The 14,101-nt window shown below is 66.8% G+C and carries 13 protein-coding genes; 5 read left to right on the forward strand and 8 right to left on the reverse strand.

Going from position 1 to position 14,101, the window contains the following annotated elements; all coding sequences use genetic code 11:
• The 4 genes from BM353_RS10815 to purU all read left to right on the forward strand — a co-directional run.
• The coding region (locus BM353_RS10815) for an electron transfer flavoprotein subunit beta/FixA family protein (RefSeq protein ID WP_143104150.1) at window positions 1-740 on the forward strand (740 nt) is incomplete at its 5' end.
• The gene (locus BM353_RS10820) at window positions 740-1,669 is read left to right on the forward strand and encodes an electron transfer flavoprotein subunit alpha/FixB family protein (RefSeq protein WP_092080673.1); all 930 of its coding nucleotides are present in this window, start codon (window positions 740-742) and stop codon (window positions 1,667-1,669) included. The genes BM353_RS10815 and BM353_RS10820, both read left to right, overlap by 1 nt.
• Window positions 1,666-2,580 (forward strand): bifunctional methylenetetrahydrofolate dehydrogenase/methenyltetrahydrofolate cyclohydrolase FolD, encoded by a 915-nt coding sequence (folD, locus tag BM353_RS10825; RefSeq protein ID WP_092080676.1) that lies wholly within the window; start codon window positions 1,666-1,668, stop codon window positions 2,578-2,580. Before BM353_RS10820 ends, folD begins: the two co-directional genes overlap by 4 nt.
• Window positions 2,577-3,461, forward strand: a complete 885-nt coding sequence (gene purU / locus BM353_RS10830; RefSeq protein ID WP_092080679.1) for a formyltetrahydrofolate deformylase — start codon at window positions 2,577-2,579, stop codon at window positions 3,459-3,461. The genes folD and purU overlap by 4 nt, the downstream gene beginning before the upstream one ends.
• Before the next feature lie 45 nt (window positions 3,462-3,506).
• On the opposite strand, the gene BM353_RS10835 is transcribed toward purU, so the two are convergent.
• From BM353_RS10835 to BM353_RS10855, 5 genes are all read right to left on the reverse strand, one after another.
• The gene (locus BM353_RS10835; protein WP_092080682.1) at window positions 3,507-4,787 is read right to left on the reverse strand and encodes an amylo-alpha-1,6-glucosidase; all 1,281 of its coding nucleotides are present in this window, start codon (window positions 4,785-4,787) and stop codon (window positions 3,507-3,509) included.
• Between the two features lie 10 nt (window positions 4,788-4,797).
• On the reverse strand, window positions 4,798-5,838 hold the full coding sequence (locus BM353_RS10840) for an ABC transporter ATP-binding protein (protein WP_092080685.1): 1,041 nt from the start codon (window positions 5,836-5,838) through the stop codon (window positions 4,798-4,800).
• A gap of 31 nt (window positions 5,839-5,869) precedes the next feature.
• Entirely contained in the window at window positions 5,870-6,709 is an 840-nt protein-coding gene (locus BM353_RS10845) for a carbohydrate ABC transporter permease (protein ID WP_092080688.1), read from the reverse strand.
• Complete coding sequence (locus BM353_RS10850) at window positions 6,706-7,551, reverse strand: carbohydrate ABC transporter permease (protein WP_092080691.1); 846 nt, start codon at window positions 7,549-7,551, stop codon at window positions 6,706-6,708. The genes BM353_RS10845 and BM353_RS10850 overlap by 4 nt, the downstream gene beginning before the upstream one ends.
• Before the next feature lie 99 nt (window positions 7,552-7,650).
• Window positions 7,651-8,919: an ABC transporter substrate-binding protein gene (locus tag BM353_RS10855; protein WP_092080694.1), complete on the reverse strand. Its 1,269-nt coding sequence runs from the start codon at window positions 8,917-8,919 to the stop codon at window positions 7,651-7,653.
• A gap of 332 nt (window positions 8,920-9,251) precedes the next feature.
• On the opposite strand from BM353_RS10855, the gene BM353_RS10860 reads away from it, so the two are divergent.
• Entirely contained in the window at window positions 9,252-10,286 is a 1,035-nt protein-coding gene (locus tag BM353_RS10860; RefSeq protein ID WP_092081114.1) for a LacI family DNA-binding transcriptional regulator, read from the forward strand.
• Between the two features lie 4 nt (window positions 10,287-10,290).
• Here the strand turns inward: BM353_RS10860 and BM353_RS10865 are convergent, their stop codons facing one another.
• From BM353_RS10865 to BM353_RS10875, 3 genes are read right to left on the reverse strand one after another with little or no spacing between them, the layout of a single operon-like run.
• Complete coding sequence (locus BM353_RS10865; RefSeq protein ID WP_092080697.1) at window positions 10,291-11,250, reverse strand: ABC transporter ATP-binding protein; 960 nt, start codon at window positions 11,248-11,250, stop codon at window positions 10,291-10,293.
• Window positions 11,247-13,136: a dipeptide/oligopeptide/nickel ABC transporter permease/ATP-binding protein gene (locus BM353_RS10870; RefSeq protein ID WP_092080700.1), complete on the reverse strand. Its 1,890-nt coding sequence runs from the start codon at window positions 13,134-13,136 to the stop codon at window positions 11,247-11,249. The genes BM353_RS10865 and BM353_RS10870 overlap by 4 nt, the downstream gene beginning before the upstream one ends.
• A complete protein-coding gene (locus BM353_RS10875; RefSeq protein ID WP_092080704.1) occupies window positions 13,133-14,080 on the reverse strand; it encodes an ABC transporter permease in 948 nt (315 codons plus the stop codon). Before BM353_RS10875 ends, BM353_RS10870 begins: the two co-directional genes overlap by 4 nt.
• Window positions 14,081-14,101: the final 21 nt, after the last annotated feature.

Below are 14,101 nucleotides of genomic sequence, written 5' to 3' on the forward strand. Positions count from 1 at the left end.
TCAAGCGAGTGATCGACTACAACGTCAAGGTGCGTGTGAAAGCGGACGGGAGCGGTGTTGATCTGGCGAATGTGAAGATGTCGATGAACCCGTTCGACGAGATTGCCGTCGAGGAGGCGATCCGGCTCAAGGAGAAGGGTGTGGCGAGCGAGGTTGTCGCCGTGTCCATCGGGGTCAAGCAGGCGCAGGAGACGCTGCGCACGGCGCTGGCGATGGGGGCGGACCGGGCGATTCTGGTGGTTGCGGCCGAGGATGTGCACAGCGATATCGAGCCGCTCGCGGTGGCCAAGATCCTCAAGGCGATCGTCGATGAGGAGGCGCCCGAGCTGGTGCTTTGCGGAAAGCAGGCGATCGACAACGACATGAACGCCACCGGCCAGATGCTCTCGGCGCTGCTGGGCTGGTCGCAGGCGACCTTCGCCTCGGAGCTGTCGATCGAGGACGGCGCGGCGCTTGTGACCCGCGAGGTCGATGGCGGCTTGCAGACGATCAAGGTGACCCTTCCGGCGATCGTCTCGGTGGATCTGCGCCTCAACGAGCCGCGCTACGCCTCGCTGCCCAACATCATGAAAGCCAAGAAAAAACCGCTCGACGAGAAGACCGCCGCCGATCTCGGCGTCGACGTGAGCCCGCGCCTTGAGGTGGTCGGGACATCGGAGCCGGCGGCGCGCGCCGCGGGGATCAAGGTCGGCTCGGTCGACGAGCTGATTGGCAAACTCAAAGACGCGGGGGCGATCTGATGGCTGTTCTTCTTCTGGCGGAAATCAACAACGGCGCGCTGGCGATGGATGCCACCGCCAAGGCCGTGACGGCGGCGAAAGCGCTTGGCGATGTGGTGGTTCTGGCGGCGGGCGCGACCTGCGCAGAGGCGGCGGCCGAGGCCGCGACGATCGAGGGCGTGAGCAAGGTGCTCTGCGCCGAGGATCCGCTTTATGGCCACCGTCTGGCCGAGCCGACGGCGGCGCTGATCGTCTCGCTGGCGGGGGCGTATGAGCACATCCTCGCCCCCGCGACGACGGATGCGAAAAACATCCTGCCCCGCGTGGCGGCCCTGCTTGACGTGATGGTCATCACCGACATCACCGGCGTGGTCGATGCGGACACCTTCGAGCGCCCGATCTACGCGGGCAACGCGATCCAGACGGTCAAATCCTCGGACGCCAAGAAGGTCATCTCGGTGCGGACCTCGACCTTCGACGCGGCCCCCGCGGGCGGCAGCGCCCCGGTCGAGACCATCGGCGCGGGCGAAGATCCCGGCCTCTCGTCCTGGGTCGAAGACAAGGTCGCCGCGAGCGACCGGCCGGAGCTGACCTCGGCGGGCGTTGTGGTCTCGGGCGGGCGCGGCGTCGGCTCGGAAGCGGATTTCGCGCTGATCGAAAAGCTGGCCGACAAACTCGGCGCGGCCGTGGGCGCCTCCCGCGCGGCGGTCGATTCCGGCTACGCCCCCAACGACTGGCAAGTGGGCCAGACCGGCAAGGTCGTCGCGCCCGAGCTCTACGTCGCCGTCGGCATCTCCGGCGCGATCCAGCACCTCGCCGGCATGAAGGACAGCAAGATCATCGTCGCAATCAACAAGGACGAAGAGGCCCCCATCTTCCAGGTCGCAGACTTCGGCCTCGTCGCAGACCTCTTCGACGCAATCCCGGAACTCACCGAGAAGCTCGGATGACCGCCCAGCTCATCGATGGCCGGGCCTTCGCCGCCACGCTGCGCGCCCGGGTCCGGGAGCGCGTCGCGGCGCTGGCCCCGGAAGCGGGGCGCGCGCCGGGGCTTGCGGTCGTGCTCGTCGGGCATGATCCGGCCTCGGAGGTCTATGTCCGCTCCAAGGGCCGGCAGGCGCTCGAGGCGGGCATGAAGTCCTTCGAGCACCGCTTGCCCGAGACAACCGGCGAAGATGAGCTGCTCGCGCTGATTGCGCGGCTCAACGCCGATGATCAGGTCCACGGGATCCTCGTCCAGCTTCCCCTGCCCGCGCATCTCGATCCGCGCGCCGTCATCCACGCCATCGCGCCGCAAAAGGATGTGGACGGGTTCCACATTTCCAATGTCGGGATGGTTGGCACCGGGCAGGACGCGATCGTGCCCTGCACGCCGCTTGGCGTCATGATGATGCTGCGCAGCCTCGTCGATGATTTCCGCGGCAAGACCGCCCTCGTGATCGGCCATTCCAACGTGGTCGGCAAACCGATGGCGCGGCTCCTGCTCAACGCGGATTGCACCGTGATGGTCGCGCATAAATCCTCCACCAACATCCCCGAATTGGCGCGGATGGCCGATATCCTCGTGGTGGCCGCGGGCGTGCCCGGGCTGGTCAAGGCGGACTGGATCAAACCCGGCGCGGTGGTGATCGACGTCGGCATCAACCGCGTGGACGGCAACGCCCCCGACGGCCGGGCCCGGCTCGTGGGCGATGTGGATTTCGACCGCGCCCGCGCGGTGGCCGGCGCCATAACCCCCGTGCCTGGCGGCGTGGGGCCGATGACGATCGCCTGCCTTCTGGCCAACACCCTGCGCGCCTATTGCCTTCAGCTCGGCCTGCCCGACGCGCCCCTCCTCTCCGATACCAAGGACCCGGAATGACCCGCTACTGCCTCACCGTCACCTGCCCCACCCGGCGCGGGATCGTCTCTGCGATCTCCGGCTTCCTCGCCGAGCACGCCTGCAACATCACCGACAGCGCCCAGTTCGACGACGAACAGACCGGCCGGTTCTTCATGCGCATCAGCTTCAGCCCCGAAGAGGGCGCGACGCTTGACGCCCTGCGCGCCGGGTTTGCCGCGGTCGCCGAGCCGCTCGACATGGCTTGGGCCTTTCACGACGAGGCGGTGAAGATGAAGGTCATCATCATGGTCTCGCGCTTCGGTCATTGCCTCAATGACCTGCTCTACCGCGTGAAGATCGGCGCGCTGCCGATCGAAATCTCGGCGGTGATTTCCAACCACATGGACTATCAAAAGCAGGTGGTGAACGCCGACATCCCCTTCCATTGCATCAAGGTCACCAAGGACAACAAGCCCGAGGCCGAGGCGGCGATCATGAAGGTTGTGGCCGAGACCGGCGCGGAGCTGGTGGTGCTGGCGCGTTACATGCAGATCCTGTCGGACGAGATGTGCCGGACGATGTCCGGGCGGATCATCAACATTCACCACTCCTTCCTGCCGAGCTTCAAGGGCGCGAACCCCTACAAACAAGCCTATGAGCGTGGGGTGAAGCTGATCGGGGCGACCTCGCATTACGTGACCGCCGATCTCGACGAGGGGCCGATCATCGAGCAGGACATCGTGCGCATCACCCATGCGCAGAGCGCCTCGGACTATGTGAGCCTCGGGCGCGATGTGGAGGCCTCGGTGCTTGCCCGCGCGATCCACGCCCACGCGCATCACCGCGCCTTTCTCAACGGCAACAAGACGGTGGTCTTCCCCGCCTCCCCCGGGAGCTTTTCCTCCGAGCGGATGGGCTAGGCCCCGGCCACGCGCGCGCCCCCGGCCCGCGCCGGGGGCGCCGCGTCAGGCGGCGAAATCGTAGCTGTGCAGGATCTCGATGATCATCGCGGCGGTCCAGGTGAAGTGCGCACCGCCGCAGGGATCGGCGGTGATCGGGTCGTGATACTCGGCAAAGCCGCTGGTCTCGATGAGCCGCAGGCAATCGCCCATGATCCGCCCGATCATCTCCGGCTCGCCCGCGCGCGCGAGCCCGTCCGCGACCATGTAGTTGACGATGAGCCAGACCGGCCCGCGCCAGTAGCGCAGGCCCTCGAACTCCGGCGCGGTCGGATCGTGGCTGGGGATGAGATACTCGCAGCTTTCCGCCAGAACCTTGAGCCGCGCACTGATCCCGGCGGCGCGGTGTTTCGGAATCGGCGCGAAGACCGCGAGGATTCCGCCGATGGAAGGGCTGTCGATCTGCGCGCCGGTGGTCCGGTCGAGGCAGAGGTATTGGCCCAGATCCTCGTTCCAGAGCGTCTCCATCGCGGCCACGCCCGCCTCGGCCATGACGCGGGACTCGGCCGCGATCTGGGGCATGTCGAGCCGCTCGGCAAGCTCGGCGACCTCCTGACAGGCGCGGATCAGGATCGCGTTGAACCCCGGATCGACGACCTGAAACGGCGAGGCGTCGTGCAGTTTGCTGTTGTCCCAACCGAGGCTGCGGAACTTCTTCACCAGCCAGATATAGCGTTTGTACTGCTCATCGGTCGGGCGATGGGCCGGGTTGGCGTGGGTCGTGTCGCGCCGGGTGAACTCGCCCACCCCCTCGGTCGGCACGCGGGTGAAGGCCGCATCCCAATCCACCGAATTGTCGCGCCCCGATTCCCAGGGATGCAGCAGCGCGACGAGCCCGGTGCCCTTCGGATCGCGCGCCCGATAGAACCATTGGTGCCAGGCATGGATCCTGGGCAGCAGCGCCCGCGCCTGCGTATCCGCGAGGGCTTTGTCGCGCGCGCGGGCGTGGATCCGCGCCACCGCAAAGCCGGCCACGGGGGGCTGGGTGATGCCGGTGGTCGGCACCGGGCGCTCCGTGCCCCAGACCTCGGGGCCCGGGAAATAGCCGTCATCGGGCGTGTGGAAGATGATATGCGGGACCATGCCATCCTCCCACTGATGCGCCAGCAGGGTCTCGATCTCGGTCCAGGCGCGGGGCTCGTCGAACTGCGCGAAGCCAAGCGCGCTCAGCGCGGAATCCCAGTTCCACTGGAACGGATAGAGGCCATGGGTCGGCACGGTGTAGGTGCCGCGATCGTTGTCGGCCATGACCTGACGGGCATGAGCGATCATCTCGTGTTTTTGCATGGGGGGTGTCTCAGACGGCGGAAAGGGTGGTTTCGGGGTCGAACCAGCGGATGCGGTCGGGCTGGGGGGCGAGCGTGATCCGGTCGCCGGGGCGGACGGTCATGTCGCTGTCGAGGATCGCGCGGAAGATCTCGCCGTCGATTTCGCAGGTCACCAGAAGATGCGCGCCCAAGGGCTCGATGACCTTGGCCGTCGCGGTGAGCCCCTGCTCGGCGGGGCGCAGATCTTCGGGGCGGATCGCAAACTTGAGCGGCGCGCTGCGGTCGGGCCCGTCGAACAGCTCGCCGGCGACGGCCCATTTGCCCCCACCCTGCGACGTGGCGGGCAGGAAGTTCATCGGCGGGTTGCCGATGAAGCCCGCGACAAACTCCGCCGCCGGGTTGCGATAGACCTCCAGCGGCGTCGCCGCCTGCACGATCTCGCCCTTGTGCATGACGCTGATCCGGTCGGCCATGGACATCGCCTCAACCTGATCGTGGGTCACATAGATCGCGGTGGTGTTGCTCTCGGCCAGAACGCCCTTGAGCTCTGCCCGCATCTCCATCCTGAGAAGCGCATCGAGGTTCGACAGGGGCTCGTCCATCAGGATCACGTCGGGCTCCATCGCGAGCGCCCGCGCCACGGCCACCCGCTGGCGCTGGCCGCCCGAAAGCTCGCCCGAGTAGCGCTTCAGAAGCTGGTCGATCTGCATGAGCCCGGCGGTGCGCTCGACCCGGCGGCGCACCTCGTCATTGGGCAGCTTCTGCATCCTGAGGCCGAAACCGATGTTCTCGAACACGGTCAGGTGCGGAAAGACCGCGTAGTTCTGAAAAACCATCGCGATGCCCCGGTCCTTGGGCGCGAGGTGATCGACCCGCCGCCCGCCGATCCAGACCTCGCCGGTGCTGGCCGTCTCCAGCCCGGCGATGATCCGCAACAGCGTGGTCTTGCCGCAGCCCGAGGCGCCGAGCAGCACCATGAACTCCTGATCGGCAATCGTCAGGTTGATGTCATGCAACGCGGTGTAAGCGCCGAAGGTCTTGGCGACGTTCTTGATTTCAATGACAGCCATTGTCCCGGTTCCTTGTCTCTCGCCCCCCGCCTCAGCGGTTGGCGATGCCCCACATGGCGAAGAGATATTTGCGCACGGCGAAGATGAAGATCAGCGCCGGCACGACGAGGATGAACCCGCCCGCGAATTTCAGGTGCAGCGGCGCTTCGCCCAAAGTCTGTAGCAGGAAGGCGGTGAGCGTGCGGTTCTCGATGGTGAGCACGGCCGCGGCGAAGACCTCGTTCCAGGAGATCACGAAGGCGAAGATCGCGCTGGCGGTGATGCCGGGCAGGATCAGCGGCAGGACCACCTTGGTGAAGGCGGTGAGCCGGGTGCAGCCCAGCGTCCATGCGGCCTCTTCAAGCTCGATCGGGATGCCCGAGAAAAGCGAGTAGGTGATCAGCACGGCGAAGGGGATCGCGAGCGTGGTGTGTACCAGCGCGAGGCCGAAGGCGGTATCGTCGAGCCCGGTGCGGATGAAGAGCACCGCCAGCGGCAGGGCCAGAAGCGGCAGCGGGAAGGCCCGCGTGAGCAGAATGAGCAGCCGGAACAGCTCCTTGCCGCGAAAATCGAACCGCGAGAGCGCGTAGCCCGCTGGCGCCCCGATGACGATGGACATGACCATGGTCATCGCCGCGACGATCACCGAATTCTTCAGCGCGTTCAGCATCCCGGAGAAGTTGGCGAAGAAGGTCAGGCTTCCCAGGTCGAAGGCCGGGATGAAGGATTTCGGGAAGGCGTTCACCGCCTGCGGCGAGGACAGCGTGTTGATCAGCAGGAAGTAGAGCGGGACCAGCACCCAGGCGCAGAGAAACACCACGGTCGCGCCATAGACGATGCGGCCGGCCCGGCGCGCGTCGGGGGCCACGGCATCGGCGGTGACATCGGTCATATCGTGGCTCCTTTCGGGACGCGCAGGACGCGCAGGATGACGAGGGTGAAGGCGATGGAGATGCCGAGCACCACAAGCGCCAGGGCCGCCGCGCCGTTGGAGTTTTGCAGGTCGAACTGATAGGAATAGATCTCGCCCATCAGGACCGGGAAGAGCGTGCCGCCGAGCGCGGCCACCACCGCGAAGACCTCGAAGGCAAGGACCACGCGCAGGATCAGAGCGGTCTGGAGCGAGGGGCGCAGGAGCGGCAGCGTCACCCGCAGGAACCGCTGCCACGGGGAGGCGCCGAAGACCTCGGCGGCCTCATAGTATTCCTTGGGAATGAGCCCGATGCCCGCCACGAGAATCACCAGCATGATCGCCGTCGCGCGCCAGATTTCGGCCAGCGCGATCGCGGTGAAGACCATCAACGGGCTTTGGTAGCTGAGGAAATTCATCGGCTGCTCGGCGAGGCCAAGGCCGGTCATCATCGAGTTGAGGAAGCCCGATTGCTCGAAGATCGCGAGCCAGATGATCCCGGCGGCAAGGTCCGAGATGCCCAGCGGGATCGTCCAGACGTAGAGCACCAGATCGCGCCCCTTCTCCATCCGGTTCACCATCGTCGCCATCAGGAGCGCGAGGGCGAGCTGGACGGGGACAACCACCGCCGCGAGCAGCAGGGTGTTTTTCAGCGAAATCGGGAATTTCCAGTGGCTGGCGACATCCCGGAAATTTTCAAGCGTGAAGCCCGCCCCTTGGGTGAAGGCCTGCTTGGAGACAAGCAGAAAGGGGTAGAGGAAAAACACACACAGAAACAGCGTCACCGGCAGGATCAGCAGATAGGGCAACAATCGAGCGTTCATCACGGTGCTCCTGCGGGCACGGGGGTCAGGCCGGAGGGTGGCGCCTTGCGGCGGGGCGTCCGGGCCGCAGCGGCCCGGAGCGGGTTTCAATCGGTGAGGTTACTCGACCGGGCAGGCGCCTTCGGACGGCGCATCGGGGGCCCAGCAGGGCGCGCCGGTCTCTTCCATGATCTCCGCCAGCGTCTCTTTCTGGTCCTCAAGGACACGCTCGATCGGCTGGCCGGCGAGGATGATGCGCTCGAAAGTGTCGACGAAGACGCGGTTGAAATCGCCGCCCTTGTCGCCCAGCCCCGCGGGCAGCAGCCCCGGGTTGGCATCCGCCGCGCCGCTCATCTTGGCGACCGCATCGCCCGATGCCTTGACCGAGGGCGGCAGGTCATCGGGAAGCTCCACATCGACCACCGGGAAGAAGTTGGTGGCGCGCAGCGTAGCGATCTGGGTTTCGGGCTCCATCATGTAGGCGATGAGCGCCTTGGCGGCATCCATGTCCGGCGCGGTGCGCGGGATGGCGACGCCGGCGAGCACGGGCATGAACCCGCGTCCGGTCGGGCCCGCGGGCGCCGGGAAGGCGACGAAATCGTCAGGGCGCTCGTTGAAGGCCTGCGCAAGTCGCGAGGTGTGGTCGAAGACGATCCACGCATCGCCCGACAGGAGCTGCTCCTGCATGAAGGAGAAGTTGGTCGAGGCCGGGTTGGTGTGGGACCAGAGCTCGCGGAATTTCTCCCAGGCGGTGACCGCTTCGGGCGAGGCGAAGGTGCGCACGACGCCATCGGTGTAGGACGGGTAGAGATAGCCCTGGAAGAAGCGGTGCTTCAGCCCCTTGGGGCCCGCCGGAAAGCCGAATTTCTTCTCGCCGGTGGCCTCTTCGACATTGGCCGTCCAGGCGATGAGCTCATCATAGGTGAGCGCGTCGATATCGGCTCCCTCGGGCAGGTACTCCAGCGCCTCTTTGCTCGCGGCCATGATGTAGCTGGCCTGCATCCACGGGATGTACTGGAGCTGATCGGTGCCGAGCTGGGCCAGCGAATTGAACGTGCCGCTCGCCGAGGCAATGCCGAGATCGCCCAAATCGACCAGATCGTCGGGGTTCATCGCCGAGAAGTTGCCATGCAGCGCGCCGAGAACCTGAATCGTCCCCTGCCCGGCCTGTAGCTCGGCCTGGAGCCGCGTGAGCCATGGGCCGTCCTCGTTGGGCTGGTAATCGACGCCGCCGTCAAAGCCCGACAGCACGGTTTCGCGCATGGCCTGGGCCTCCTCGACCGGACGGGCCTGTGTCGACCAGAACAGCACATCGGCCTGAGCGGCCACGGCCGCGCATTGGATGGCGAGACCTGCGGCCACACCGGCAAGCTTGGTATGAAATGTCATCGGTTCCTCCCTTTGATGACGAAAGCGGCCGGGCTCCCTGCCGGCGTTTTGCCTGATCGCCGCGCGCGTACCTTGCGGCACCCGGCGCGGCTGATCCTCAGCTCGGCCGCGATGGCGCGTTGATCGCACCCCGCCGAATCCTCCCTGACTGACGGAAAGTTGGTATAACGTTATGGCACCTGTCAACGGCTTTTTCGATGCTGCAGCGCGGAAAAATCGCATAATCCGCCCCTATCCAAGCAGGTATCTTGATATTTGAGCCGCCTCAGCGCAGAGTTTGCCTAAACGTTTTATCGCGCAGGAGGGGAAGTGGTCGCGTCATGGGGAGGAAAGTGAGCGGCAAGCCGACCCTGAGCACGGTTGCGAAAGTGACCGGCGTGTCGATCCCGACCGTGAGCCAGGTCCTGCGCGGGACCGGGCGCATCTCCGAGGAGACGCGGGCCAAGGTGCTCGATGCCGCGCGGCAGTTGCACTATGTGCCGAACCAGCGCGCGGCGGCGATGCGCTCGGGCGAGAATCGCGAGATCGGCGTCGTCATCAACCAGTTGCTGAACCCGTTCAACGCCGAGGTGGTCAGCGGGGTGGTCGATCTGCTCGAAGATCATGGCTACCTCGTCTCGATCGTCGACACCCGCGACGATGCCGACCGGCAGGACCGCCAGCTTCAGGCCTTCATCCGCCATGGGCGCGGCGGGTTGCTCTGGGTCCCCGCCTTCGACACGCCCGAGAGCACGTTTGACCTGCTGGCCACCCATGGCATCCCGACCGTGACCTTCCTGCGCCACGTTCAGCGCAAGCTCGACCACGTGGGGATCCGCAACGCCGAGGCGACGGCGCTGGCCACCACCCATCTCGCCGATCTGGGCCATCGGCGGATCGCCTACCTCGGCGGGACGGACATGACCTTCGTGCGCAAGGAGCGGATCGCGGGCTATGAGAGCGTGATCTCCGGGCGCGGGCTGGAGCCTCCGTTGGTTTGGGATTCGCTCGACAACAAGCTTGCCGGGCTCGAAGCGATGATCGCGCTGCTGGACGAGGCGCCCGATCTGACGGCGGTGGTCTGCAATGGCGACATGGTCGCGCTTGGCGCCTGTCTCGCGCTGGCGAAACTGGGGATTCGGCCGGGCCGGGAGGTGTCGGTCGTCGGGTTTGACGACATTCAGGACGCAGCCGTCGCAACGCCGCCGCTCACCACGCTGAGCGTCTCGCCGCGCAAGATCGGCCGCAAATTGGCGCGCACCCTGCTGGATCGGATCGAGGATCCGGACATGCCGCCCACGGTCTCGGAGCTCTCGGCCGAGCTTCTGATCCGCGAAACCACGGGGCCGATGATCCCGCGCGTACCGGCGAAGCAAGACGGCGCCTGACCGCTCAGACGTTCAGCGGATGAAAGCAGGCCGCCTGCGACGCCGTGCCGAGCGGCGTGAGCCGGGGCGTTTCCGTCCGGCATCGCGCGCTTGCCCGGGTGCAGCGATTGGCAAAGGCGCATCCCGGCGGCGGCTTGAGCGGATCGGGCAGTTCGGTGCCCTTGGCCTCGGGCGCCGCGAGGGGGCGGCCGACCTGCGGCGCGCTCTGCGCCAGCAGCTCCGTGTAGGGGTGTTTGGGGGCGGAAAACACCTCCTCCGCCGGGCCGATTTCCACCACCGCGCCGAAATAGAGCACCGCGATCCGGTCACTCACGGCTTCGACCACGGCGAGGTCGTGGCTGATGAAGAGATAGGTGAGGCCGAATTGGGCGCGCAGGTCCGCCAGCAGGTTGAGCACCTGCGCCTGCACCGAGACATCGAGGGCGGAGACGGGCTCGTCGAGGATGAGGATGCGCGCCTCTGCCGCGAGCGCCCGGGCGATCCCAATGCGCTGCGCCTGCCCGCCGGAGAACTCGTGCGGGTAGCGGCTCAGGAATTCCGCCCGCAGGTTGACGCTGTCGAAGATCTCCAGAATGCGCGCCTCGCGGTCGCGGGCGGGCATGTGGTGGAGGTGGCGCAGGGGGGCGTCCATGATCTGGCGGATGGTCTTGCGCGGGTTGAGCGAGGAGATCGGATCCTGAAAGACGTATTGGATGCGCCGACCGAAGACCGCCGGGTCAGCGGTATCGAGCGCGGCCCCCTCGATCTCGATGCGGCCCGTTGTCGGCTCCAGCAGCCCGACCAGCATCCGCGCCAATGTCGACTTGCCGCACCCGGATTCGCCGACGATGCCGAGCGTTTCACCCTGCGCGACGGTGAGCGAGAGCGGGTGGACGGCCTTGACCGAAGCTTTGGGGCGGCCAAACAGCGAGCGGCCCACGGGGAAGGTCTTCGACAGGTCGGTGATCCTGAGGGCCGTGGTCATGAGGCGTGCTCCTGCTCGGTGCCGACCGGGTGCAGACAGCGGACGGATTGCGCAGCGAGGGGCGCGAGCGGGATGTCGCCCGCGCGGCAATCGGGGCGGGTGCGGTCGCAGCGGTCCGCGAAGGCGCAGCCCTCGGGCAGAGCGTCGACCACCGGCGGCAGGCCCGGGATCGCCTCCAGCCGCCGCTTGCCGCCGCCGAGCTCGGGCACGCAGGCCATGAGCCGCGCGGTGTAGGGGTGGCGCGGCGCCGACAGGATCGCGCGCATCGGCCCCTCCTCTACGATGCGCCCCGCATACATGACCGCCACCCGGTCACAAAGCTGGGCGACAACGCCGAAATCATGGGTGATGAAGACGATGGCAAGCCCGCGCGAGCGGCGCAGATCGTCGAGGATGGAGAGCACCTGCGCCTGCACGGTCACATCGAGCGCGGTGGTGGGCTCATCAGCAATGATGATGTCGGGATCGTTGGCCAGCGCCATGGCGATGCCGACCCGCTGGCGCATCCCGCCGGACATCTCGTGGGGGTAGTCGGAAATCCGCTGTTCGGGATTGGGGATGCGTACCGCATCGAGCAACTCGATGGCGCGGACGCGGCCCTCGGTGCGGGAGATCGGGCGGTGGGCGCGGATCGCCTCGATGAGTTGGTCGCCGACCCGGTAGAGCGGGTGCAGGGTCGAGAGCGGATCCTGGAAGATATAGGCCACGCGGCGGCCGCGCATGTCGCGCAGGCGCCGGTAAGGCGCGCCGATGAGGTCTTCGCCGTCCAGATAGGCCGCGCCGCCGGTGATCACCCCGGGCGGCGAGGCGACGAGCCCCATGATCGACAGCGCCGTGACCGACTTGCCCGAGCCGCTCTCGCCGATGATGCCGAGGCATTCGCCGGGCTCTACGTGCAGATCCACCCCGCCGACTGCGCGGTAGACCCGGCCCCGCACGTGAAACTGGGTCTCAAGTGCACGAACATTCAAAAGGCTGTCCCCGGACTTTTCACCATGGTCGGGGATGCTTTGACGATCCACGCGGGTCGTCGCCATGGGTCTCGACAGGGCGCCGCTCTTTAGCCGCGGGTCGAGCGCATCGCGCACCCCGTCGCCCAGCAGGTTGATCGCCATGACGATCACGAGGATCATGAGCCCCGGCACCACGGAGGTATGGGGATGGGTGATGAGCGCCGAGCGCGCCTCGCCCAGCATGGAGCCGAGATCGGCTTGCGGCGGCTGCGAGCCGAGTCCGAGGAAGGAGAGCCCCGCGGTCTCGAGGATCATCCAGCCGATGGTCGTCGACATGGCGATGACGATGACCGGGACCACATTGGGCAGGATTTCCGACAGGATGATGCGCGGGTTGGAGAGCCCCGCCAGGCGGGCGGCCTGAACGAATTCGGTGTTGGCGATGCCGACGGTGATGCCGCGGATGTTGCGCGCGAAAAAGGGCACGTTGACCGCCGCGACAGCGATGAGCGCATTGAGGAGCCCCGGCCCGAGGGCGGCGACGATGGCGAGCGCGAGCAGGATGTAGGGAAAGGCCATGAGCATGTCGACGCCGCGCATGATGACATTGTCGATGCGCCCGCCGTAGAACCCCGCGATGATGCCGATGGCCGCGCCGATGGTGGCCGCGATGAGCGCCGCGGCGATACCCACCGCGAGCGACAGCCGCGTGCCCCAGAGGAGCCGGGAGAGCAGATCGCGGCCCAAGTGGTCCGTGCCCAGCAGCGCGCCGTCCGAGAGCGCCGGGCGGAAGCGGTTCGAGGTGTCGGTCACGTCCGGGTCAGCCAGCGGCAGGAGCGGCGTGACGAGCGCGAGCAGGACGACGAGCGACAGCACGATCCCGCCCGCGAGCGCCAGCCGGTTGCGGGCCAGCAGGCGAAAGAAGGCCGTCACGTCTTGATCCTCGGATCGAGCAGGCTCTGGGCCACGTCGACGGCGATGTTGAAGAGCACGTAGCAGGCGGCGACAAAAACGACGCCCCCCTGCACCAGCAGAAGATCGCGCTTGAGGATCGCGTCGACCAGCATCCGGCCCACGCCGGGCCATTGGAAGACCATCTCGATGTAGACCGCGCCGGAGAGGACGAAGCCGGCCTGAATGCCGAGCACCGGGATGATCGCCACCATCGCCGCCTTGAGCGCGTGGCGCCAGATGACGCCGCGCTCATGCACGCCCTTGGCCCGCGCGGTGCGGATGAAATCCTGTCGCAGGACCTCTAGCATCGCCGAGCGCGAAAGCCGCGCGATGACCCCCGTCGCCACCACCGCGAGCGCGGTGGCCGGCATCGCCAGATGGGACAGCAGGACGCCAAGCGTCCGGTCGCCATAGATCGGCCACATGCCCGACACCGGGAACCAGCGCAGGTTCACGGCGAAGAAGAGGATCATCATCATCCCGAGGAAAAACGACGGGATCGAGATGCCGAGCAGCACCGCGAAGGTGATCGCCTTGTCGGCCAGCCCGTATTGATTGGCGGCCGATACCACCCCCGCCGCGACGCCAAGCACCGCGCAGACCAAGAAGGCCACCCCGGCGAGCACGAGCGTTGCGTTGAAGCGCTCCAGCACCTCGTCGAGCACCGGGCGGTTGAGCGCGAAAGAGGTGCCGAAATCGCCGGTGAGCATGTTGCCGAGCCAGATGAAATATTGCTGGACCAAGGATTTATCGAGGCCGAGATCGCGGTTGAGCTTCTCGACGTTTTCCGGCGTCGCATAGCTGCCGAGGATCGCCGTCGCCGGATCGCCGGGGATGAGCGCCATGATCAGGAAGACGATGACGGAGATGCCCAAGAGCACCGGGATCGCCGAGAGAAGCCGCTTGAGGATGTAGCCGGTCACCTTGCGCTCCTTTCGCTGCTC

The organism is Poseidonocella sedimentorum, assembly GCF_900116005.1.
GTDB classification, from domain to species: Bacteria; Pseudomonadota; Alphaproteobacteria; order Rhodobacterales; family Rhodobacteraceae; genus Poseidonocella; species Poseidonocella sedimentorum.

Bases quoted from the DNA above. Each gene is read 5' to 3' on its own strand.
- BM353_RS10820 (WP_092080673.1), top strand. From the start codon at position 740: ATGGCTGTTCTTCTTCTGGCGGAAATCAACAACGGCGCGCTGGCGATG.
- folD (WP_092080676.1), top strand. From the start codon at position 1,666: ATGACCGCCCAGCTCATCGATGGCCGGGCCTTCGCCGCCACGCTGCGC.
- purU (WP_092080679.1), top strand. From the start codon at position 2,577: ATGACCCGCTACTGCCTCACCGTCACCTGCCCCACCCGGCGCGGGATC.
- BM353_RS10835 (WP_092080682.1), bottom strand. From the start codon at position 4,787: ATGCAAAAACACGAGATGATCGCTCATGCCCGTCAGGTCATGGCCGAC.
- BM353_RS10840 (WP_092080685.1), bottom strand. From the start codon at position 5,838: ATGGCTGTCATTGAAATCAAGAACGTCGCCAAGACCTTCGGCGCTTAC.
- BM353_RS10845 (WP_092080688.1), bottom strand. From the start codon at position 6,709: ATGACCGATGTCACCGCCGATGCCGTGGCCCCCGACGCGCGCCGGGCC.
- BM353_RS10850 (WP_092080691.1), bottom strand. From the start codon at position 7,551: ATGAACGCTCGATTGTTGCCCTATCTGCTGATCCTGCCGGTGACGCTG.
- BM353_RS10855 (WP_092080694.1), bottom strand. From the start codon at position 8,919: ATGACATTTCATACCAAGCTTGCCGGTGTGGCCGCAGGTCTCGCCATC.
- BM353_RS10865 (WP_092080697.1), bottom strand. From the start codon at position 11,250: ATGACCACGGCCCTCAGGATCACCGACCTGTCGAAGACCTTCCCCGTG.